This window comes from Aeromonas rivuli, from assembly GCF_020149575.1.
GTDB lineage: Bacteria > Pseudomonadota > Gammaproteobacteria > Enterobacterales > Aeromonadaceae > Aeromonas > Aeromonas rivuli.
Window position 1 is genome coordinate 3,212,765 of the sequence record NZ_CP079742.1, and the last position, 23,148, is coordinate 3,235,912.

Below are 23,148 nucleotides of genomic sequence, written 5' to 3' on the forward strand. Positions count from 1 at the left end.
AATCATGATGACAAAGCCCCGCATTGCGGGGCTTTGACTGGGTCGCGTCGGCGCCTTGTGACAGCAGTCACTCGATAACGGAGCAGCTGCCCCCCTCGGCCGCGCCCTGGCGCTGACGACACCTGCGCCGCCACAGGGCGAAGAGCCCATAACCCAGGGTCAGCAGCAGGGCATAGATCCCCTCGGCGGCCAGAGCGACCATGACGGCCGCACAGAGCAGGGCACTCAAGCCCGCCAGCCACTTGCCGCCGCCTGCCAACAGGCGCCAGCCCGCCGCCATGCAGAGCAGATAGACCAGTACAAAGTTGCCATTGGCGTAGCGGATCAGGGTATCGAGGGGCAGCCGCCACCAGAGGATCAGGGTGATGGAGGCAACACAGATGCCGAGCACCAGACAGAGCGCTCGCACCGGGGCCCCCCGCGTCGACAGGGTTGCCAAAGAAACAGGCAGCTTGCCCTCGCGCGCCATGCTCCAGATGAGCCGTGCAAACCCCTGTAGATAGATGTTGATGCTGGCAAAGCAGGAGAGATAGCCGAGGATCGCCACCAGCCACTTGGCGGTCGGCCCGAACAAGATCGCCAGCAGGGTAGGAATGGCGGTGGCATTGGCCGCCTCGTCGCCATAGAGGCCGTACTTGAGCACGACCAGGGAGTGGATCCCGTAGATGAGCCCCGCCAGCAGCACGCCACCAAGCAGGGCAAGGGGATAGTCGCGCCCCGGGTTTTTGAACTCCTCCCCCATGTGGGCGAAGGCTTCCAGACCGACGAAGCACCAAAACATCACCGCCAGCGCCGTGGCCATGGCGGGCCATTCAGCTGCCGTCGGCAGAGGCTGAGCGGCATCACGCCAGCCAATCTCGCCCTTGAGGGCGATAAGCAGGGTCAGCCCGACGATGGCCAGGGCAATGAGCAGTTGCAGATTACCCGAGGAGCGTGCGCCGCGCAGGCCGAGCAGCAAGACGCCGAGCAGGGTCAACAGCTGTATGGCCCACAGGGTCAGCTCACCAAGTTCGAACAGGGCATGCCAGAATCCCGCCGCTATGGTGAGGGCCGCAGGCAATCCCACCGGCAGCACCGCCAGAAACAGGAAGGCGGAGTAACGCTCTGCGCCGGGTCCGAAGGCCTTGCCGATAAGATGGGGCGCCCCGCCCGCATGGGGATAGCGGCGCCCGAGCCGGGCAAAGGTAAAGGCGATGGGCAGCACCAGCACGATGAGCAGCCCCCAGGCCCAGAGCGAGGCTCCCCCCGCCAGGGAGGCTGCGGCGGCAGGTACCACGAAAATCCCGGTACCAAGCAAGGAGGTCGCCAGCAACCCCATCCCCTGCCACAGTCCCAGATCCTTCTTTAAGCTCGACATTTTCCGTTGTCCGATGTGAAAATCGTCCACCATGTTAGGCCAATTCGGCCTCGCAGGTAAGTCATCAGACTGCCGCTTGGCAGTGGTGAAGTGACGGTTATCACCGCCATTTCGTCGGCCATAACCGGGGTGCGCAGGAAAGCAGCAGCAAAGAGGCAACGTGGACAAATACGACGACAAGATAGTGGCCCTGCTTTCGCAAGATGGTCGGCTCAGCATCAGCAAGCTGGCCGAGGCGGTGGCGCTGTCCCGCTCCGCGGTGAGCGAGCGGCTCAAGCGCCTGGAGGAACGAGGCATCATCCTCGGCTATCGCGCCGTGCTGGCCGAGCCCCAGGGCCAGATCAGCGCCTTCTTCGAACTCAGCTTTCGCACCCCCCGCTGCGAGCAATATGGCGCCCGCATCGGCCAGATCCCCGAGGTGCGGCTCTGCTACAGCATCAGTGGCGACACCGACATGCTGGTGCAGGTCAGGGTGGCGAGCATGACGCGGCTCGACGCCATTCGCCAACAGTTGGAGGCCCTGCCCCAGCTCAGCATGATCAAGACCCATACCATCTTGAGCGAGCTTGTCGATCGCACCCGTTGAGCCAGTTCAGGGATGCCCAGACAGCACAAAGCCGCCCGAGGGCGGCTTGGTGCTGATAACGCTGACTCAGAACAAGAGGGAGTAGAGAATGCCGGTCATGGCCAGCACGCCAATCAGGGTCACGAACAGGTTGCTGGGCTGGCCCGCAAACTTGCGCATGGCCGGTACCTTGGCAATGGCGTACATGGGCATCAGGAACAGCAGCATGGCGATGATGGGGCCCCCCAGGGATTCGATCATGCCGAGGATGCTGGGGTTCACCGTGGCCACGGCCCAGGTGGTCAGGATCATGAACAGGGCGGTGACCTTGTTGAGCCGCGTGCTGTCAATCGACTTGCCACGTTCACGCAGCATCTTGACCATCAGCCCATTGAAGCCCTCTTGCGCCCCCAGATAGTGACCCAGGAAAGACTTGCTGATGGCGACCATGGCGATCAGCGGCGCCAGGGTGGCAATCACGGGATTGTCGAAGTGGTTTGCCAGGTAGGAGAGGATGGAGATGTTCTGATCCTTGGCCGCCAGCAAATCACTTGGAGAGAGTGCCAGTACGCAGCTGAACACGAAGAACATCACGCTCACCACCATCATGATGTGGGCGCCCAGCAGGATGCGGTTGCACTTGCCATCGGCTCGCTCACCGTAGCGGCCCTTATTATCCACCGCAAACGACGAGATGATGGGTGAGTGGTTGAAGGAGAACACCATCACGGGAATGGCCAGCCACAGGGTCTTGACGAAGTCCCCATTGAGGGCGTCGGACAAGGCCGGCGCCTCGCTGATGATGGCACCATTCCAGTGCGGAACCAGGTAGAAGGCCAGCCCCATGAGGGCGATGACGAAGGGGAACACCAGTATGCTCATCGCCTTGACGATAAACTTGCCCCCCAGACGCACCACGGCCATCAGGGAGAGGATCAGCCCCAGGGCCAGCAGGGCGCGGGGTGGCGGCGTCATGCCGAGCTGATGGATCATCAGGCTCTCCACCGTGTTGGTGATGGCAACGGCGTACATCAGCAAGATGGGGTAGATGGCGAAGAAGTAGAGCAGCGTGATGAGCTTGCCCGCCATCTTGCCAAAATGCTCCTCGACCACCTCGGTGATGTCACCCTCCCGGGTCGAGCCAGAGAGCACGAAGCGATTGAGGCCACGGTGAGCGAAGAAGGTGAGCGGCAACGCCAGCAGGGTCATGGCCAGCAGCGGCCAGAGTCCGCCGACCCCGGCATTGATGGGCAAAAACAGGGTACCGGCACCGATGGCCGTGCCATACAGGCCCAGCATCCACACCAGATCGGCCTTGTTCATGCCAGTGGCACGGGTGCCCTGGCGCGGCAGGCTGCCCTCTACTGCAACATTCATCTCGGACATGAGTCGTTCCTGTAGTTTGAGAATCGAATTTCTGGCTCACGGCAAGTGCCGCCTTGTTCCGACTCCCTGGAACCTTATGTCCGCCCTGGATCTGGCTCGAACCGTGGCGCAACCCGGCAAGCATTACCAAATTGCAACAAGTGGGGCGATCAGGGGATTCACGTTGAACCATGCCACGGCGGCGTTCACACCCCGTTAACCCTGCATCGCGTTGATGGGGTCACTCTAAATTAAACATCCGGCCAAATCACAGGTAAATTTGAAAAATTAAACAAAAGTTTGACTTAAATCGTGTTTGCCACGCTCTGAGTCACGCTTCCTTTCCACTCTGGTGAAGAGTCGTTAACAATTCCCGGGAGCCCGTTATCGACGCCTGCTCCCGATGCTGAAACAACCTGATCACACTCCTCCCTCCGGGACTCAAGTTGTGCGCCACCTTGCCCTGGCGTACCCTGTTCCTCACCGCTTTTTCCGTTGAATAACTATGGCCATCACCCGTACCGATCTCGCCGAACTGGCGGTGTTTGCCGCCGTCGCCCGCCACCAGAGCTTCAGCAAAGCCGCCCTCGAACTTGGCGTCTCAGCCTCCGCCCTGAGCCATAGCCTGAAGGGCTTGGAGCAGCGGCTGGGGGTCAGGCTGCTCAATCGCAGCACCCGCGCCGTAGTGCCGACCGATGCGGGCAAACGGCTGCTGGAGCAGCTAGTGCCGACCCTGACCCAGCTGGAAGAGGCGCTGGAGGAGCTGACCCGCCACAGCGAGGAGCCGGTCGGCAGGCTGAAGCTCTGTGCGCCACGGGGTGCCATCCATACCGTACTGGCACCTGTGCTGATCGATTATCTGGTGCGCTACCCGCGCATGCAGGTTGAGGTGGTGGAGCAGGAGCTGATGCCGCGCCTCATCGAGGATGGCTACGATGCCGCCATCTTCTATGGCGACCTGTTGCCCAAGGAGATGATTGCCGTGCCGCTCGGCCCGCTGCAACGCTATCTGGTGGTGGCTTCCCCCGCCTATCTGGCCGAGCACGGCACGCCACAGCACCCTCGCGAACTGGCCCGTCACGCCTGCATCGGTTATCGACTGACCCCCTCCCACCACTACCGCTGGGCCTTTGCCGGGGAAGAGGGCAGCCTGCTGGAGATAGAGGTGACTGGCCCCCTGACCACCAGCACCCCCGCTCTTTACCTGGGAGCGGCCGAGGCGGGATTGGGGTTGGCCTACTGCCTGGAGGAGGAGGTGAGCCAGCAGCTCGCTGAGGGGAAACTGCTGAGCGTGCTGGAGCCCTGGTGCCCCAGCTTCACGGGCTTCTCACTCTTCTACCCCAGCCGCCATCAGTTGGGTCACGGCCTGCGCACCCTGATCGACCAGCTCAAGGAGCACTATCACCGCCATGATTGCTGAGTATTATTCAGTAATTCATCAAATATAAATCGGATTATCAATGTAAGTTTATCAATCTAGACTGTCTGCTCGATATTGGGCCTCCCCGAGAGAACAGATATGTCTGCCTACTTCACCCTGCGCCAACGGGTCATGACCCGCCGCTTCTGGGGCTATGCCCTCCCCTCCATCCTCGCCATGCTGGTCTCCGGTGCCTATTACCTGATCGATGGCATCTTCGTCGGCCACTATGTGGGGGCCGCCGGCCTCGCCGGTATCAATCTGGTCTACCCGGTCATCATGGTGCTGATCGGCCTCGCCGCCATGGTAGCCATGGGGGCGGCAACTGCCATCTCCTTCCAGCAAGGGGCGAGAAACCTCAAGCAGGCCCGTCAGAGCCTGGTCAATGCGCTCTGGCTAGTGGCAGGGCTTGGGGTCGCCGCCCCCCTGCTGCTGCACCATTGGCACATGGAGATCCTGCTGGCGCTGGGGATTGAGCAAGGCACCGCGACCTGGCAGCAGGCCAGTGACTATCTTGCCTGGATTGGTGGCGGCACCCTGCTGCTGGCCAGCAACCTGGCGGTGCCCTACCTGCTGCGCAACGATGGCCGCCCCCGCCTCGCCATGATCCTGGTCAGCAGTGGCGCCATTCTCAACATCGCGCTCAACTATGTGATGGTGGGCCGACTGGGGCTGGGACTGGTGGGCACCGCCCAGGCGACGCTCATCTCAGAGGGTATCGTCAGCCTGCTGGGCCTCGGCTATTTCTTTAGCTCCCATGCCAGGCTGCGCCTCTCCTGGCGCGACCTCGTCCCCGAGTGGATGGCCATGCCCGGCTTGCTGTTCAGCGGCCTGCCGAGCCTCATCACCCAGTTCAACCTGGGGCTGCTGCTGCTGCTGCACAACAGCCAGCTGATGGTCTATGGCTCCATCAAGGATCTGGCTGGCTTCACCGTGGCCGGTTACACCGAGGCGGTGTTCATCGTCATCCTGCAGGGGCTGGCCTTCGGCATCCAGCCGCTAGTCAGCCAGGCGGCGGGGGCCAAGCGCCATCGGGATCTGAAGTTCCTGATGGAGATGGGGCTCAAGGTAACCTTGATCTACGGGGTGGCGGTCTGGCTGTTGATCCAGCTGCTGCCGCAACCGGTGGCCATGCTCTACACCGGTTCCCAGGATGCGGAGCTGATTGCCGCCGCCGTCAGCAGCCTGACCCTCAATCTTGCCGCCATTCCGCTGGAGGGGATCATCATGTTCGGCATAGTGCTGCTGCAATCCATGGCCCGCACCAGGCAGGCGCTGATCATCTCGACCGCCAAGACGGCGCTGCTGCTGCCGCTCATCTTCTGGCTGCCGCTCTGGTGGGGCCGCGATGGGGTGCTGATGGCCCAGCCCATCACAGTGCTGCTGCTGAGTCTGCCCCTGTGCGGGTTGCTGTGGCGGGAGTGGTACAAGCTGACCCCGGCCACTGAGCAGATGCAGCTCCAGTCCAGCCTGGGATAAACCGCTGTAACATAGGGACAGGGCTCCTGCCATGGTCATTATCCCGACGCCGACATAAAAAAAGTCCCCGCATGGCGGGGACTTTTTTCAGGCGCGAGCTGCCGCAGGTGTTATCAGCAGTAGCCGTAACCCAGCAGACGCTGGTAGCGCTGCTCCAGCAACTGGTCGCTGTCCAGCGGGCGCAGCGCCTCGAGATCTTGCTTGATGCGGGCCTTGAGGCGCTCGGCCATCAGGACCACATTGCGGTGGGCGCCACCGAGGGGCTCCTCGACGATGGTGTCGATAAGTTTGAGCTCCTTCAGGCGCTGAGCCGTGATGCCCATGGCATCGGCAGCGATCGGGGCCTTGTCGGCGCTCTTCCACAGGATGGAGGCGCACCCTTCCGGCGAGATGACGGAGTAGGTGGAGTACTGCAGCATGTTGACGCGATCGCCAACACCTATCGCCAGGGCCCCGCCCGAGCCGCCTTCACCGATCACGGTGCAGACCACCGGCACGGTCAGGCCAGCCATCACTTTCAGGTTGCGGGCGATGGCCTCGGACTGGCCACGCTCCTCGGCACCCACGCCGGGATAGGCGCCCGGGGTGTCGATGAAGGTGATGATCGGCATCTTGAAGCGCTCGGCCATCTCCATCAGCCGCAGGGCCTTGCGGTACCCTTCCGGGCGCGGCATGCCGAAGTTGCGCTTGATCTTCTCCTTGGTCTCGCGCCCCTTCTGCTGACCGATGATCATCACCGGCTCGCCGTCGAGACGGGCGATGCCGCCGACGATGGCCTTGTCATCGGCATAGGCGCGATCCCCTGCCAACTCGTCGAAGTCGGTGAAGATGTGCTCGATATAATCCAGGGTGTAGGGGCGCTGGGGATGGCGCGCCATCTGGGATACCTGCCAGGCCCCGAGATCACCGAAGATCTTCTTGGTCAGCTCTTCGTTTTTCTTCTCCAACCGGCGGATATCTTCTTTGAGATCCACGGCGTGATTGCCTTCGCTCACATGCTTGAGCTCATCGATCTGCGCCTGCAATTCGGCTATCGGCTGTTCAAAATCCAGAAAAAGACTCATAGGGCCTTAGAACCTCTAATCAAAAACCAATTCCACCCGCTCTCGTCCCAGCAGGACACGCAAGTCATCTATCAGTTGATCGGTGGGCGTCACCCGCCACTCGGTACCGAGCGTCAGTCGCACCCGGGAGCCGGGGCGCCGATAGTGTACCTGAACCGGACAGACTCCGGCACGAGCGGGCTCCAAAATCTCGCTAAAACGCTGAAAAAAGCGTTCATCTATACGCTGTTCGTCGAGAGAAATACGGATCGCCCTGGCGAAACGCTCCCTCGCATCATTGATGTCCAGCAGTTCACGGGCCGACATTTTAAGGCCACCGGAGAAGTCATCAAAGCTGACCTGTCCAGAAACCACCAAAATACGGTCTTTTTGCATCAATTCTTCGTATTTTTCCAGTGCTTCACTGAATAGTGTCACATCCAGACGCCCGGATCTGTCATCCAGGGTGAAGATCCCCATCTTGTTGCCGCGCTTGGTCACCATGCTGCGAGCCGCGATCACCAGCCCCGCCGCCGTGGTCACCGTATCCCGGGAGGTGGGATGCAAGTCGCACAACCGCCCCGAGGTATAGCGGCGCAGTTCGCTGCTGTACTGGTTGATGGGGTGGCCGGTCAGATAGAGCCCGAGGGTCTCGCGCTCCCCTTCCAGCCAGACCTTGTCCGGCCAGTGCGGCACGTTGGCGAACGCCTTCTTGACGTCATCAATCTCATGGGTCAAGACCCCGAACATGTCGACCTGACCAAATGCCTGCGCCTTGGCGTGCTGCTCGGCGGCGCGCATCGCCTCCTCCAGCGTCGCCATCAGCGCCGCGCGGTGCGGGCCCAGTCTGTCCATGGCCCCGGAGTAGATGAGCTTCTCCATCACCCGCTTGTTGATCTTCTTGATGTCGACCCGGTTGCAGAAATCGAACAGATCCCGGAAGGGACCGTCGCTGTCTCGCGCCGCCAGTATGGCATCGATGGGGCCCTCGCCGACCCCCTTCACCGCGCCTATGCCATAGACGATATGACCATCTTCATTGACGCTGAACCGGTAGCGGCCGGTGTTCACGTCCGGCGGTATCACGGTCAGCCCCATGCGCTGGCACTCGTCCACCAGGGTCACTATCTTGTCGGTGTTGTCCATGTCGGCGGTCATCACCGCCGCCATGAACTCGGCCGGGAAGTGGGTCTTGAGCCAGAGCGTCTGGTAGGAGACCAGGGCGTAGGCGGCAGAGTGCGACTTGTTGAAGCCGTAGCCCGCAAACTTTTCCACCAGATCGAAGATCTTCACCGCCAGCTCGCCGTCGATGCCGTTCTTGACCGCCCCTTCTTCAAACCCCGAGCGCTGCTTGGCCATCTCGGCCGGGTTTTTCTTGCCCATGGCCCGGCGCAGCATGTCTGCCCCACCCAGGGTATAGCCCGCCAGCACCTGGGCTATCTGCATCACCTGTTCCTGATAGACGATGATGCCGTAGGTCGGCTCCAGTATGGGTTTGAGGCTCTCGTGCTGCCAGGTGGCATCCGGGTAGGAGATGGCCTCATCCCCGCGCTTGCGCTCGATGAAGTTGTCCACCATCCCGGACTGGAGCGGGCCCGGCCGGAACAGTGCCACCAGGGCTATCATGTCTTCGAAACAGTCGGGCTGCAGCCGCTTGATCAGATCCTTCATGCCGCGGGATTCGAGCTGGAACACCGCCGTGGTCTCGAAGCGCTGCAACAGGGCGAACGACTTCTTGTCATCGATGGGAATGGCGGCGATGTCGATCGGCGGCTTGCCCTCCTTGGCCAGGCGCGGGTTGATCATGCCGAGTGCCCAGTCGATGATGGTGAGGGTGCGCAGCCCCAGGAAGTCAAACTTCACCAGGCCTGCGTATTCCACATCGTTCTTGTCGAACTGGGTGACCGGGTGATGCCCTTCACTGTCGCAATAGAGGGGGGCGAAATCGGTGATCTTGGTGGGCGCTATTACCACACCACCGGCGTGCTTGCCGGCGTTGCGCACCACCCCTTCGAGGCGGCGCGCCATGTCGATGAGATCCTTGACCTCCTCGTCCTGCTCGTAGAGTTCGGGCAGCTTGGGTTCGGCCTCGAACGCCTTGGCGAGGGTCATGCCCGGATCCGGGGGTATCAGCTTGGAGATACGGTCCACGAAGCCATAAGGGTGACCCAGTACCCGGCCCACATCCCGCACCACCGCCTTGGCGGCCATGCTGCCGAAGGTGATGATCTGGGAGACCGCATCCCGACCATACATCTCGGCGACGTGGTCTATCACCTCGTCACGCCTGTCCATGCAGAAGTCGACGTCGAAGTCGGGCATGGAGACCCGCTCCGGGTTGAGGAAGCGTTCGAACAGCAGGTCAAATTCCAGCGGGTCGAGATCGGTGATCTTGAGGGCATAGGCCACCAGGGATCCCGCCCCCGAGCCTCGGCCCGGGCCGACCGGGATGCCGTTATCCTTGGACCACTGGATAAACTCCATCACGATGAGGAAGTAGCCAGGGAAGCCCATCTGGTTGATCACCTTGAGCTCGATGTCGAGGCGCTCGTCATACTCCCCGCGCTTGGCGGCGCGCACTTCCTCGTCCGGGAACAGGAAGGCGAGTCGCTCCTCCAGCCCCTCCTGGGATTTTGCCACCAAAAACTCTTCCGTGGTCATGTCGCCGGTCGGGAAGTTGGGCAGGAAATACTCCCCAAGGCGCACCGTCACGTTGCAGCGCTTGGCGATCTCGACCGTGTTCTCCAGCGCCTCGGGGATGTCGGCGAACAGCTCGGCCATCTCGGCCTGACTGCGCAGATATTGCTTGGGGCTGTAGTTGCGCGGCCTGCGCTTGTCCGCCAGGGTGTAGCCGTCGTGGATGGCAACCCGGATCTCGTGGGCATCAAAGTCTTCGGCGTTGAGGAACACTACCTCGTTGGTGGCCACCACCGGCAGCGCGAACTCGCTGGCGAGGGCCACCGCCATGTGCAGATAAGCCTCTTCATCTGGCCGCTCGGTGCGCAGCAACTCGAGGTAATAGGCATCGGGGAAGTGCTGACGATAAAACGCGAGACACTGCTCGGTCTGCGGTCGGTTGCCTTTGAGCAAAAACTTGCCCACATCCCCTTCCCGCCCACCGGAGAGCACTATCACCCCCTTGGCATGATCGCTCAGCCAGGCCTTGTCGATGACGGGTTTGTCCTGCACATGACCACGCTGATAGGCACGGGAGATGAGCAGGGTAATGTTCTGGTAACCCTCATTGTCCATGGCCAGCAGGGTGAGCCGAAACAGCTCGTCCCCCAACTCGTCGCTCTGCGCCCAGAAGTCGGTCCCGACAATGGGCTTGATCCCCTTGCCATGGGCCGCCCCATAGAAGCGCACCAGACCACACATGTTGACCTGATCGGTCAGCGCCAGGGCTGGTTGACCATCGGCGGCGGCGGCGCTGACGATGGGGCCTATCTTCTGCAGGCCATCGACCATGGAGAAATCGGAATGAACGCGCAGATGGATAAAGCTAGGCTCGGCCATGGTCACTCCCTGGTGCTTGGTTGATATTGACTGACGCTGTCGTCGGTTGAGTCATGGATGAAGGCCGCAAGGTCACTCCTGCCCGAGTGCCCGGCGCACCGGTTTGAAGCTCTGGCGATACTCGGGCAGGGGGCCATGCTCGGCCAGAATGGCAAGGTGCTCAGGGGTCGGGTAGCCCTTGTGGCGGGCGAAACCATATTCGGGATGACGGCTATCGAGCTCGGTCATTTCGCTGTCACGGGTCACCTTGGCGAGGATGGAAGCGGCACTGATGGCAGCCACCAGGCTGTCGCCCTTGACCACGGCGCGGGCTTCCATCGGCAAGCTTGGGCAGCGATTACCGTCGATAAACACCAATTCCGGCACTATGTGGAGCCCCGCCACGGCGCGCTGCATCGCCAGCATGGTGGCGTGCAGTATGTTGAGCTGGTCGATCTCGCTAGGAGTGGCCCGGCCGATGGCCCAGGCCAATGCCTTCTCCTTTATCTCGCCGTACAGGGCGAGACGCTTCTTCTCGGAGAGCTTCTTGGAATCGGCCAGCCCGACAATGGGATTGGCAGGATCCAGGATCACCGCGGCGGTGACCACGTCCCCCACCAGGGGGCCGCGGCCGACTTCGTCCACACCGGCAACCAGCTTGTCTTCGGGAATATCGATCATCATCTTGCAGCCTTGAATCAAAACAGGCCCCGCAGGGCCAGTGTCAGCACAACATCGCCAGCGGGTGCACTATTTGCCAAGCAGCGCGAGTACGGCATCGGCAGCCTGCTTGTCGGCATCGCAGCGGATGCTCTGATGCAGCCGGGTGAAGGTGGCGATGAGCTCGCTGTTATCATGTTGCAGCAGCTTGCACACCTCTTCGACCAGATTCTCGGTGGTGCACTCGTGCTGGATAAGCTCGGGCACCAGCATCTGATCCGCCAGCAGGTTGGGCAGGGAGACGTAATCCGTCTTGACCAGGCGCTGGGCCAACCAATAGCTGAAGGGTTTGAGCTTGTAGCCGACCACCATGGGTTTTTTCACCAGCATGGCTTCCAGTGCCGCCGTGCCCGAGGCCAGCAGCACCACATCGGCGGCCGTCATGGCCTCCCGGCCCTGCCCTTCGAGCAGCACCATTTCAAGCTTGGGGGCTATCTCCTGCTTGATGCGCAGGAACTGCTCCCGTCGCGCCTCGTTGACCAGGGGCACGATGAAACCGAGACTCGGGTAGTGTACCGTCAGGTGCTTGCACGCCTCGAGGAAGAGGGGGGACATGAAGCCCACCTCGGCGCTGCGACTGCCCGGCAGCACCGCCAGCCAGCGGCGGGAGGGATCCAGCCCCAGCTCGGCGCGAGCGGCCCCCTGATCCGGCACCAGCGGAATGGCATCGGCCATGGTGTGGCCGACGAAGCGGCAGGGCGCATCGAATCTGTCGTAGAAGGCTTTCTCGAACGGCAAGAAGGCGAGCACCATGTCGGTGGCAGCCTTTATCTTGTGAATGCGGCCCTGACGCCAGGCCCAGACTGAGGGGCTGACATAATGAACCGTCTTGATACCGGCGCGGCGCAGTTTGAGCTCTACCCCGATATTGAAATCTGGCGCATCCACCCCGATGAAGATATCGGGCGGATTGGCAATGAAATGGCGCAGCAGTTCGCGGCGTACCTGAAGAATGCGTGGCAGACGGCCAAGCACTTCAGTGATGCCCATGACGGAGAGCTCTTCCATCTCGAACAGCGCCTTGACGCCAAGGGCCTGCATGCGCGGCCCGGCTATCCCTTCGAACTGCGCATCCGGATAACGGCGTTGCAGCTCACGCACCAGGCCGGCGGCCAGGATGTCGCCGGAGGTCTCTCCGGCAACGATACCGATGCGAATAGGATCAGGCACGGATGATGCCACGCTCATTGTCTTTGAGGAAATCGACATAGAGCTGGACAGCCGGTTCGCTGGCCGCCATCTCAGTCAGCACTGGCAGCACCTCTTCGATGGTCTTGCCTGAGCGGAAGATCTCTTTGTAGGCGCGCTTGACGGCGGATATCGCCTCCGGGCTGAAACCGCGGCGACGCAGGCCTTCGGAGTTGACCCCGAATGGCTTGGCATAGTTGCCAGCAGCCATGACGTAAGGCGGCACGTCCTTGTTCAGGGCGGCGCAGCCACCGACGAAGGCATGGGAGCCGACTCGGCCAAACTGGTGAATGGCAGAGAGGCCGCCGAAGATGACGAAATCGCCGATCACCACATGACCCGCCAGGGTCGCATTGTTGGCAAAGATGCAGTTGTCACCGATGACACAGTCATGGGCCACGTGGACGTTGACCATGAACAGATTACCGCTGCCGACCTTGGTCAGACACTGATCCTGCACTGTGCCACGGTGCACGGTGCAGTTTTCGCGAAAGACGTTGTTATCGCCAATCTCGAGGAAGGTGCGCTCACCGGCGTACTTCTTGTCCTGGCAATCCTCACCGAGGGAGGTGTGCTGGAAGATCTTGTTGCCACGGCCAATCTTGGTCGGGCCCTTGATCAGAACATGAGAGCTTATCCAGGTGTTATCACCGATCTCCACCTCGGCGCCAATGACGGAAAAGGGGCCTATCTCAACCCCTTTGCCTATCACGGCAGACTCATGGACGATGGCAGTATCGTGAATGACGGCTGTCGAATCGATCACTATTACACCTCGCGTTTGGCACACATCAGTTCGGCGGTACAGACCACCTCACCATCAACGGTGGCCACACCGGTAAATTTGGCAATGCCACGACGCTCCTTCAGGAACACCACGTCCAGCACCAGCTGGTCGCCAGGGCCGACCGGACGCTTGAAGCGCGCATGGTCGATGGAGGCGAAGTAGTAGAGTTCATTCGGGGACGGCTTGCCGACCATGGTGAACGCCAGAATGCCAGTGGCCTGCGCCATGGCCTCCAGGATCAACACACCGGGGAATACCGGTTTGGCCGGGAAGTGGCCCTGGAAGATGGGTTCGTTGAACGAGACGTTCTTGATGGCACGCAAGGTCTTGCGCTCATCGCTTATCTCGTAATGTTCAACCTTGTCCACCATCAGGAACGGATAACGGTGTGGCAGCAGATCCATGATTTCCTGGATCCCTAAGCTTTTCTTTTCAGTAGTCAAAACAGTACCCTATCGTGATTATTCTTCGTCACCCAGTTTCTTCTCAAGCTGGCTTAACCGTTTGTGCATCTCGTCGATACGCATCACCCGGGCGGCGGTCTTTCGCCACTCTTTATTGGTTTGCAGGGGGATGCCGGACGAGTAGACACCGGGCTCGGTAATGGGTCGCATCACCATGGCCATACCGGTAACGGTGGCCTGGTCGCAGATCTCCATGTGCCCGTTAAAGACGGAAGCGCCGCCAATAATACAATACTTACCAACCTTGAGACTACCGGCCATCACTGTCGAACCCGCCACGGCGGTGCCGTAACCAATCTCGACGTTGTGGGCGATCTGGCACTGATTGTCGATGATGACATTGTCGGCAATGCGTGTGTCTTCCAAGGCGCCCCTGTCAATGGTAGTACAGGCGCCAATCTCGACTCTGTTGCCGATGGTCACGCCACCGAGCTGGGGGATCTTGATCCACTCGCCACGCTCGTTGGCATAACCGAAACCGTCTGCTCCTATCACTGTCCCGGCTTGCACCAGACAGTCCGTGCCCAAAGTCACCTCATGATAGAGCGTGACATTGGCCCACAGGCGGGAGCGATCACCCAATCGGGTGTTTTTACCCACGAAGCAACCCGGACCTATGCGGACATCGTCTCCCAGCACAACGCCGGATTCGATGACCGCATTGGCACCAATGGCAACCCTCTCACCCAGCTGGACATCGGCGGCAATGACAGCGCTAGGATGAATATCCATGGCTGGCTGCGGCGTAGTGTCCAGCAACTGGGCAACCCGGGCAAAGCCGACATAGGGATCCTTGAGTACCAGCGCATTGGTGGGACAAAACGGCAGATCTGCCTCCGTGATCAACACGGCGGTAGCCTGACTCTGCTCCAGATAAGTGCGGTACTTCTTGTTGGACAGGAAGGCGATTTCCCCCTTCCCGGCCTTTTCCAGTGTCGCTACCTTGCGAATTTCCTGGCTTCCATCGCCATGAACTTCTGCCCCGAGTCGCTGGGCCAGCTGTGCGAGAGTGAATGCCATCAATTAGTTGCTCTTGCTGACCTGAGAGATAACCTGACCGGAGATGTCCAGCTTGCTGGCAGCATAAGGGGCTGCGTTGCGCTCCAGAACCAGATCGTAACCATTGCTCCTGGCGATGGAGTCGATGGCCGCTTTCACCTTGGTCAGGATCTTGTTGCGCTCTTCAGCCTGACGACGGCCGTTATCCTGCTCGAAGGCCTGACGCTTCTGGTTGAACTCCATCTGCAGCTTGGCCAGTTTCTCCTGGTTCTGCTTCTTCTGATCGGCGCTCATGAAGGCTTCATCCTTCTTGAACTTCTCGACCAGCTTCTGGCCATCGGACTCCAGCTTCTGCAACTCGCGCATGCGCGGCTCGAACTCGCCTTTCAGCTTCTTGGAAACCGCTTCACGCTGGGGCAATTTCTGGAAGATTTCGCTCATGTCGACCACGGCAATCTTGGTCTCAGCCAGGGCGGAACCCATGCCAGCGACCATCAGAGCAATACTCAGACCAGCGACTTTCAATGCTTTGTTCACACTTACTCCTTGTACCCCCGGATGAGGGTAACTGATTACCTTGAATTGCAAGCGACACCCGGTGCCAACTTGTTACTAGCGGGGCCCGGTAGGCCCCATTATTTACCGCTCTCCCGAGGAGAGCGGTTACACCAGGTGGAACCAGCCTTGCTGGCTCCCTCCTTTAGAAGGTACGACCAATGTTGAAGGAGAAGAACTCGGTTCTATCCCCTTCGTACTCTTTGAGCGGACGCGCAATGGCAAACACCAGGGGGCCCATGGGCGAGAGCCACTGTACCGACAGGCCATAGGAGGCGCGGAAGTTGGTGGGGTCCGAGTAGTCCATCAAGTACTTGCAGCCAGTGACACAGCGGTTCTGGTACTGGTCATAGTCGAAGGTGGTATCCCATACCGAGCCCGCATCGACGAAGACACTGGTACGCAGCTGAGGCTGATAGGTCTCCGAGGCAAAGGGCGTCGGCACTATCAGCTCAAGGGAGGCGATAGCCAGGGCGTTACCCCCCACGGAACTGTCGGTGCCTTGGGCTACATCGTTACCCCCTACGTTGTAGTAGTAGAGTGCCTTGGGACCGACGGTGTTGCTCTTGAAACCACGCAGGGTATCGAAGCCACCGGCGAAGTAGTTCTCGAAGAAGGGCAGTACATGGTCGTAATCGCCGTTGCTGCCGTAGCCGTTGCCGTAGGAGAGACGGGCCTTGGTCATCAGTACCCAGCTGTGATCCGCATCGAACGGGAAGTAGTGAGCATCTTCGGCATTGAGCTTGAAGTACTGCAGATCCATGCCGGGCACAGTCACCTTGGCGTTGATGCGCTGACGGTTACCATCGCTCGGGAAGGTGCCCTTGTTCAGGGTGGAACGGGTCCAGCCTGCGGTGAAATCGACCGTGTTGAAGGTCAGGCGGTTGTCACCGTCGATGTTGTCGCTGTATACCTTCCAGAATTCCTCAACCTGCTGATAGGGATTGGGCTGGGACAGCTTGTTATTCTCAAAGCCAAGGCTGAAGTCGAGACGGTTGTTCTCGTTGACCGGGAAGCCGCTGGAGAGACGGAAGCCGATGGTGGTGTTCTCATAGTCAACGATGTTGGCATCTGCCGCGCTGAACTCGTTGTAGTAGAGACGGCCACCCAGGCTGACCCCATCGACGGTGAAGTAGGGATCGTTATAGCTGAGATCGATACTCTTCGAGTAGTCGTTGGTACTGGCCGAAATACCGATTTTTTTACCGGTACCCATGAAGTTGTCCTGCTGCAGGCCCGCCTGCAGGCTCAGACCCGAATCGGTACCATAGCCGACACCGGCATTGATGGAACCGGCCGGCTGCTCCTTGACCTTGAAGTCCAGATCCACTTGGTCATCGCTACCCGCCACGCGCTTGGTGTCCACGTCGGCACTCTCGAAATAGCCGAGCCGGTTGAGACGGGTCTTGGACTGCTCGACGTTGTCGGAGGAGAGCCAGGTGCCTTCCATCTGACGCATCTCGCGGCGCAGCACTTCGTCCTTGGTGGTGACGTTGCCGCTGAAGTTGATGTTGCGCACATAGACACGGGGACCCGGTTCTATGTTGATGATCAGCTCCACTTCCTTGGTCTCGTCATTGATCTGCGGGAAGGTGGTGACCTTGGGATAGGCATAACCATAACGGCCGAGTAACTTGGAGAGCACCTCTTCGGTGTGGGTCACCTGGCTGGCGGAGTAGACGCTACCTGCCGTGATGGGGATAAGCTCCTTCATCTCGGCACCGCGATCTATCATGTCACCCTTGAGCTGGATGCCGGAGACCTTGTACTGATCCCCTTCCTTGAGGTTGAGGGTGACATAGACCCCCTTCTTGTCCGGCGTCATGGAGACCTGGGTAGACTCCTGGGCGAAGCGGATGTAACCGCGATCCAGATAGTAGGAGCGCAGCACCTCGATATCGCCGGCCAGCTTCTGCTTCTGGTAGCGCTGATCGCCGGTGAAGTTCCACCAGGGCACATCGTCCTTGAGGGAGAGCTGGGCCAGCAGCTTCTCTTCCGGGAACACATTGTTGCCGACGATGTTGATCTGCTGGATCTTGGCCGCTTCCCCTTCCACGAAGGTGAACTTGAGGTCGACCCGGTTGCGGGGCAACGGGGTGACGATGGCCTTGACCTTGGCGGAGTACTTGCCCACGCCATAATAGAAATCTTCCAGCCCCTTCTCGAGGGAGCTCAGCACGGTACGATCCAGGGGATCACCGACGCGGATACCGGAGGACTCCAGGCTCTGGGTCAGCTGCTCTTCCTTGATGTCCTTGTTACCGGAGAACTCGATGCTGGAGATGGTCGGTCTCTCCTTGACCGCCACTTGCAGCACATCGCCATCCCGATAGACCTTGACGTCCTCGAAGTTGCCCGAGGCATAGAGCTTCTTGATGGCGCTGGCCAGGGTAACGGGATCGACGGTGTCACCGACCCGGATCGGCAGATTCAACAGGGCGGCGCCCAGTGTCACCCGCTGCAAACCGTCAACCTGAATGTCTTGCACCACAAAAGAGGCAGGGGCCGCCTGGGCCAGGAAGCTGGCACCCAGCAGGCAACTCAACACCAATGCTTTTTTAACAGCCATTTTGTTCTTATGTGTCCTTGTTGATGCTCTGGCCTCAGAGGCGAGCGAAATCATTAAACAGCGCAATACCCATCAGCAACATCAGAATGGCGGCGCCTATCCTGAACCCCACTTCCTGAATCTTCTCCGAGACCGGCTTGCCAGTCACTGCCTCGATGAGGAAGTAGACCAAATGGCCCCCATCCAGCACCGGCAGCGGGAACAGATTGATGATCCCCAGGTTGACGCTGATCAGCGCCAGGAAACCGAGAAAATAGACCAGACCGTAATCGGCGCTGTTACCCGCGCCCTTGGCAATGGAGATGGGCCCGCTCAGGTTGTCCAGCGACACTATGCCACCAATCAGCTTGCCTATCATATCGAAGGTGAGCGTGATCAGGCTCCAGGTCTTGTGCATGCCCTGCCAGAGGGCATCGAGCGGCCCATACTGTAACAGAATTCGATATTCATCCGGTAATGGAACCACTTGAGGCGATAATCCCACGAAGCCCACCGCCTTGCCCTTTACCTCTTTGGCATGGGGAGTCAGGGTGATGCTCTGCTCACGGCCATCACGCTCAATGGTCAACTGCAAGGGCTGCTCGGGGGAAGATTGTACCTTGCCCACGAAGGCGACCCAGTCAGTCAGGGGTTCGCCATCCAGCGCCAGGATCTTGTCCCCTTTGCGCATGCCAGCCGTGTCACTGGCACTGCCCTGCACCACGTCGGCCACTACGGGCAACACCTTGGCCCCCAGCGGGATGATCCCCAGGCTGACGATGGGCGACTCTTTATCCGGATCGAATGCCCAGCTCTTCAGTTCGAGCGTCTTGTCGCTGGCATAACTGCTCTTGGGTTCGGTCAGCTTGAGCTGTACCGAATCGTCCCCAAGGTGGCTTATCAGGGCATAGACAATGCTCTCCCAGTCACCGGTCGGCTCGCCGCCCACCTCGACGATCTGCATCCCTGGCAGCAAGCCAGCCTCGGCGGCGATGGAGTCAGTGCGCACCTCGCCGACGATGGGTTTGACGCTCGGCACCCCTATCATGAACATCAGCCAGAAGGCGAACAGGGCGAACACGAAATTCGCCATGGGGCCGGCGGCGACGATGGCCATGCGGGCCCAGACGCTCTTGTGGTTGAAGGCCTGCGCCTCCTCCCCCGGTTTAAGCTCGTCGACCCGGCCGTCCAGCATCTTGACGTAACCGCCAAGGGGGATCAGCGCCAGCACATACTCGGTGCCATCCTTGCCCATCCGGCGCCAGATAGCCTTGCCAAAACCGATGGAGAAACGCTCCACCTTGACGCCACAACGGCGGGCCACCCAGAAGTGGCCAAACTCATGCACCGCAACCAGCAGGCCCAGGGCGACGATGAAGGCGCCGATATTCCAGAGTACCCCTCCCATCAGCCAAGGCTCCTTGCGTCATGTCCGGTCATCAGGTCAGCGCCGAAGGCGACCCGGGTGTTGTGTTTGCACTTGTTTTTGCACAGCGTACTCATGAGTCCAATTCCTTGATGTCATCGATGACCCGCGACGCTGCAAGGAGAAAAGCAGCAGGCCAGGGTATGGCATTCATCGGCTAAGTGCCTTAATCAAATCCTGAGCCCGGGCACGTGCAGCACAGTCCAGGGCAATCAAATCGTCCAGCGAGTCGGCAGACTGCCGGCCAACGGTCAGCAGGGCAGTCTCATTGACTCTGGCAATATCCATGAAACCGATGCGCTCGGCAAGGAAAGCCGCCACGGCCTCCTCATTGGCGGCGTTGAGTGCCGTGGTGGCACTCTGTCCCGCCTGGCAGGCGGCCATGGCCAGCGCCAGGCAGGGGTAGCGCTCGAAGTCGGGACGAATAAAGCTGAACTCTCCGACACTGAAGAAATCCAGAGGTTCCACGCCAGACTCAATCCTGGCCGGATAAGCCAGGGCATGGGCGATGGGGGTACACATGTCGGGGTTGCCGAGCTGGGCCAGCACGGAGCCATCCTTGTACTGCACCATGGAGTGAATGACAGACTGGGGATGGACCACGACCTGGATCTGCTCAGGGGCGGCATTGAACAGCCAGCGCGCCTCTATGTACTCCAGCCCCTTGTTGAACATGGTGGCGGAGTCTACCGAGATCTTGGCCCCCATGGACCAGTTGGGGTGTGCCACCGCTTGCGCGGGAGTGACCTTGTCCAAGTCGTTGATATCGGTGTAACGGAACGGGCCGCCCGAACCGGTCAACAAGATTTTGCTGATGCCGGCCCCGGCCAGATCGCAGCAGCCAAGCTGACGTTGAATGGCCTCGGGCAGGCACTGGAAGATGGCATTATGTTCGCTGTCGATGGGCAGCAGTTCGGCGCTGTGGTCGCGCACGGCGTCCATGAAGAAGGCCCCGGACATCACCAGCGCCTCCTTGTTGGCCAGCAGAATACGCTTGCCCGCTCGCACCGCGGCCATGGTCGGCGCCAGACCGGCCGCCCCCACGATAGCCGCCATGACGCTGTGGGCATCGGGATGAGCCGCCACCTCGCACAGCGCCTTGGCACCGGACAGTACCTGGGTTTGGCTACCATGAGCCTTGAGTCGGCTCGCCAACTCGCGGGCCGCGGTCTCGTCGACCATGACGGCGAAGCGAGGAGAGAATTCGAGGCAGTCACGCAGCATGGTATCCAGACTGCGCCAGGCGGTCAGCGCCAGTACCTGCCAGCGGCCCGGATTATGACGCAGCACTCTGAGGGTGCTCTGACCGATGGAGCCGGAGGCCCCCAGGATAACGAGCTGGCGCATCAGCCCCCCTGGCTCAGCAACAGATAGCTGAGCAGGAAGACTGGCAGGGCCGCCGTCAGGCTGTCGATACGATCGAGAATGCCACCATGACCCGGCAACAGGTTGCCGGAATCCTTGATGCCCGCCTCACGCTTGAACATGCTCTCGGTCAGATCGCCCAGCACCGAGGCCAGCACCGCCAGCAGAGAGCAAAGCAGCACAGTGCCCATCTTGGCGGGCACAAACCCCATCCACCAGGTCACACCGACCGCGAGCAGGCCTGCGGTAAACAGGCCACCGCACAGACCTTCGATGGTCTTACCCGGGCTGACGGAGGGAGCCAGCTTGTGTTTGCCAAACGCCTTGCCGAAAAAATACGCGCCAGAATCTGCCGCCCAGACCAGGCCCATGACGAACAGCAGGATCCAGGCGCCCATGGAGGAGTCGTGATAGAAGTTGTAGCCGCGAATGGCGACCATGGACCAGAAGAAGGGGATGAGCGTCACCAGGCCAAACAGCGACTTGAGCCAGACAGACTCCTTCCACAGTCTGGCGCTCTGGGGGTAGCGCAGCACCAGCAGCAGGCCGAGCAGCCACCAGCTGGCCGCCGTCCAGAGTACCCCCATCAATATGGGGTTGAGTCCAGGGGCCCACAGCTGCTCCACCGGCAGCCACATCAGGCTGGCACCGAGCAAGAGACAAAACAGCAGGGGTATCCATTCCCGCCGCTCACTGCTAACAAAACCACCCCACTCCCGACTGGCCAGCAAGAAGACCAGAGCTGCCAACAGGGCAAAAAATTTCAAAGGCAAGAAGAACAGCGCCCCCAGCACCAGGGGGATCAGACACAATGCGGTAATAATTCGTTGTTTTAGCAAAAGAAACCTCTCTCTTGGGAGCGGGGTTTAGCCGGTCTGTTGCTCGGCGATCAATTCCCGGATCTGTTCACCCGTACACCCGAAGCGACGCTCGCGGGCCACGAAAGAGGCAACTGCCTCACTGAACTCGGCCTCGTTAAAATCGGGCCATAACACAGGCGTAAAATGGAGCTCGGCATAGGCGAGCTGCCATAACAAAAAATTGCTGATGCGGTGATCTCCACCGGTGCGGATCAGCAGATCGACCGGGGGCAGATCGGCCATGCAGATGGCCTGTCCCAGTCGGGCTTCAGTGATCTCCTCGGCTTGGAGTTCACCCGCCGCCACGGCTTCGGCCAGCTTGCGCGCAGCCTGGGTAATGTCCCACTGACCGCCGTAATTGGCGGCAATATTGAGGGTCAATCCCTGATTATTCTCGGTCAGTGCCTCTGCCTTGGCGATCTTGGCCCGCAGCCGCGCACTGAAACGCGAGGTATCGCCAATCACCCGCAAGCGGATGCCGTTGCTGTGCAGCTTCTTGACCTCGCTGCCGAGCACGGTGAGGAAGAGCTCCATCAGGGCACTGACTTCCCCTTCCGGACGACGCCAGTTCTCACTGGAGAAAGCAAAGAGGGTGAGAGCATCCATCTTGGCCCGTGCGGCAAAGGTCACCGTCTCCCGCACGGCCTTGACGCCGGCCTTGTGCCCATAGACCCGCATCTTGCCACGGTTCTCGGCCCAACGCCCGTTGCCATCCATGATGATGGCGACATGGCGGGGCAGACACTGGTTGGCGCTATCGCCGAAGGCTGCCAAACGCGACATTCATTTCTCCCACAAAGACAAAAGCGCCGTGCAGGGGCACTACACGGCGCTCGTAATATACCTGTCAGACGCTTAGATTTCCATTAGCTCCTTTTCCTTCACGGCCAGGGCGTCATCCGCCAGCTTGATGAAGGCATCGGTGAGTTTCTGGATCTCTTCCTGGGCACGACGGTCGTCGTCCTCGGAGATCTCTTTGTCCTTGAGCAGGGCCTTCAGATCGGCGTTGGCATCGCGACGGATGTTGCGGATGGCAACCCGGGCACCTTCGGCCTCGGAGCGGACGATCTTGGTCAGATCGCGGCGGCGCTCTTCGGTCAGCGCCGGCAGCGGCACACGCAGAGTCTGGCCATTGCTGGACGGGTTCAGACCCAGATCCGAGGTCAGGATCGCTTTCTCGATCGCCTGCATCATAGAGCGGTCGAAGATGGAGATGGACAAGGTGCGGGCATCCTCGGCCACCACGTTAGCCAACTGCTTGAGCGGAGTCGCTGCGCCATAGTACTCAACCTGGATGCCGTCGAGCAGGCTCGGGTGAGCACGGCCGGTACGGATCTTGGACATCTGGGATTTGAGCGATTCTACGCTCTTGGACATGCGGTCCTTGGCGTCGTTTTTAATCTCGTTGATCACAGTGGTTTTCCTTTTGGCGAACGAACCCGCGACGGGTCCGTTTCTAGCTTAATTTACTGACGCAATGGATAACAAACCGCCTTCCGGTTCGCTGCAATC

At 60.4% G+C, this 23,148-nt stretch carries 19 protein-coding genes; 3 read left to right on the forward strand and 16 right to left on the reverse strand.

Annotated elements, in window-relative coordinates:
• Nucleotides 1-67: 67 nt before the first annotated feature.
• A complete protein-coding gene (gene yjeH, locus KYK33_RS14745) occupies nt 68-1,357 on the reverse strand; it encodes an L-methionine/branched-chain amino acid transporter (protein ID WP_224431024.1) in 1,290 nt (429 codons plus the stop codon).
• Nucleotides 1,358-1,517: 160 nt separating this feature from the next.
• Between yjeH and KYK33_RS14750 the strand changes: the two genes are divergently transcribed.
• Complete coding sequence (locus tag KYK33_RS14750) at nt 1,518-1,943, forward strand: Lrp/AsnC family transcriptional regulator (RefSeq protein WP_224431025.1); 426 nt, start codon at nt 1,518-1,520, stop codon at nt 1,941-1,943.
• Between the two features lie 66 nt (nt 1,944-2,009).
• On the opposite strand, the gene KYK33_RS14755 is transcribed toward KYK33_RS14750, so the two are convergent.
• The gene (locus KYK33_RS14755) at nt 2,010-3,308 is read right to left on the reverse strand and encodes an HAAAP family serine/threonine permease (protein WP_310504050.1); all 1,299 of its coding nucleotides are present in this window, start codon (nt 3,306-3,308) and stop codon (nt 2,010-2,012) included.
• A 484-nt stretch (nt 3,309-3,792) separates the two neighbouring features.
• Here KYK33_RS14755 and KYK33_RS14760 point away from each other — a divergent pair, with 484 nt between their 5' ends.
• On the forward strand, nt 3,793-4,707 hold the full coding sequence (locus tag KYK33_RS14760) for a LysR family transcriptional regulator (RefSeq protein WP_224431026.1): 915 nt from the start codon (nt 3,793-3,795) through the stop codon (nt 4,705-4,707).
• Nucleotides 4,708-4,806: 99 nt separating this feature from the next.
• Nucleotides 4,807-6,186 carry an MATE family efflux transporter gene (locus KYK33_RS14765; RefSeq protein ID WP_224431027.1) on the forward strand — a complete coding sequence of 460 codons (1,380 nt, stop codon included), beginning with the start codon at nt 4,807-4,809 and terminating at the stop codon, nt 6,184-6,186.
• 113 nt (nt 6,187-6,299) lie between these two features.
• Here KYK33_RS14765 and accA read toward each other — a convergent pair whose 3' ends face one another.
• The 14 genes from accA to frr form a co-directional block, all read right to left on the reverse strand.
• Nucleotides 6,300-7,250, reverse strand: a complete 951-nt coding sequence (gene accA / locus KYK33_RS14770; RefSeq protein ID WP_224431028.1) for an acetyl-CoA carboxylase carboxyl transferase subunit alpha — start codon at nt 7,248-7,250, stop codon at nt 6,300-6,302.
• 15 nt (nt 7,251-7,265) lie between these two features.
• A complete protein-coding gene (dnaE, locus tag KYK33_RS14775) occupies nt 7,266-10,745 on the reverse strand; it encodes a DNA polymerase III subunit alpha (RefSeq protein ID WP_224431029.1) in 3,480 nt (1,159 codons plus the stop codon).
• A gap of 72 nt (nt 10,746-10,817) precedes the next feature.
• Entirely contained in the window at nt 10,818-11,408 is a 591-nt protein-coding gene (gene rnhB, locus KYK33_RS14780; protein ID WP_224431030.1) for a ribonuclease HII, read from the reverse strand.
• A gap of 66 nt (nt 11,409-11,474) precedes the next feature.
• Nucleotides 11,475-12,614 carry a lipid-A-disaccharide synthase gene (gene lpxB, locus KYK33_RS14785; RefSeq protein ID WP_042040751.1) on the reverse strand — a complete coding sequence of 380 codons (1,140 nt, stop codon included), beginning with the start codon at nt 12,612-12,614 and terminating at the stop codon, nt 11,475-11,477.
• Nucleotides 12,607-13,398, reverse strand: coding sequence for an acyl-ACP--UDP-N-acetylglucosamine O-acyltransferase (gene lpxA, locus KYK33_RS14790; RefSeq protein WP_224431031.1), 792 nt, complete (start codon nt 13,396-13,398; stop codon nt 12,607-12,609). Before lpxA ends, lpxB begins: the two co-directional genes overlap by 8 nt.
• Nucleotides 13,399-13,400: 2 nt before the next feature.
• Nucleotides 13,401-13,862 (reverse strand): 3-hydroxyacyl-ACP dehydratase FabZ, encoded by a 462-nt coding sequence (gene fabZ, locus KYK33_RS14795; RefSeq protein WP_005892075.1) that lies wholly within the window; start codon nt 13,860-13,862, stop codon nt 13,401-13,403.
• A gap of 18 nt (nt 13,863-13,880) precedes the next feature.
• Entirely contained in the window at nt 13,881-14,903 is a 1,023-nt protein-coding gene (gene lpxD / locus KYK33_RS14800) for a UDP-3-O-(3-hydroxymyristoyl)glucosamine N-acyltransferase (protein WP_224431033.1), read from the reverse strand.
• A gap of 3 nt (nt 14,904-14,906) precedes the next feature.
• Nucleotides 14,907-15,419, reverse strand: coding sequence for an OmpH family outer membrane protein (locus tag KYK33_RS14805; RefSeq protein ID WP_042040753.1), 513 nt, complete (start codon nt 15,417-15,419; stop codon nt 14,907-14,909).
• Nucleotides 15,420-15,582: 163 nt separating this feature from the next.
• Nucleotides 15,583-18,006 (reverse strand): outer membrane protein assembly factor BamA, encoded by a 2,424-nt coding sequence (gene bamA / locus KYK33_RS14810; protein WP_042040754.1) that lies wholly within the window; start codon nt 18,004-18,006, stop codon nt 15,583-15,585.
• Between the two features lie 34 nt (nt 18,007-18,040).
• Nucleotides 18,041-19,393, reverse strand: a complete 1,353-nt coding sequence (gene rseP, locus KYK33_RS14815) for a sigma E protease regulator RseP (RefSeq protein ID WP_224431034.1) — start codon at nt 19,391-19,393, stop codon at nt 18,041-18,043.
• A gap of 168 nt (nt 19,394-19,561) precedes the next feature.
• Nucleotides 19,562-20,758, reverse strand: coding sequence for a 1-deoxy-D-xylulose-5-phosphate reductoisomerase (gene ispC, locus KYK33_RS14820; RefSeq protein ID WP_224431035.1), 1,197 nt, complete (start codon nt 20,756-20,758; stop codon nt 19,562-19,564).
• The gene (locus KYK33_RS14825; protein ID WP_224431036.1) at nt 20,758-21,615 is read right to left on the reverse strand and encodes a phosphatidate cytidylyltransferase; all 858 of its coding nucleotides are present in this window, start codon (nt 21,613-21,615) and stop codon (nt 20,758-20,760) included. Before KYK33_RS14825 ends, ispC begins: the two co-directional genes overlap by 1 nt.
• A gap of 27 nt (nt 21,616-21,642) precedes the next feature.
• Nucleotides 21,643-22,419 (reverse strand): polyprenyl diphosphate synthase, encoded by a 777-nt coding sequence (gene uppS, locus KYK33_RS14830; RefSeq protein WP_224431037.1) that lies wholly within the window; start codon nt 22,417-22,419, stop codon nt 21,643-21,645.
• Nucleotides 22,420-22,491: 72 nt separating this feature from the next.
• Nucleotides 22,492-23,049, reverse strand: coding sequence for a ribosome recycling factor (gene frr, locus KYK33_RS14835; protein ID WP_042040759.1), 558 nt, complete (start codon nt 23,047-23,049; stop codon nt 22,492-22,494).
• Between the last annotated feature and the right edge of the window lie 99 nt (nt 23,050-23,148).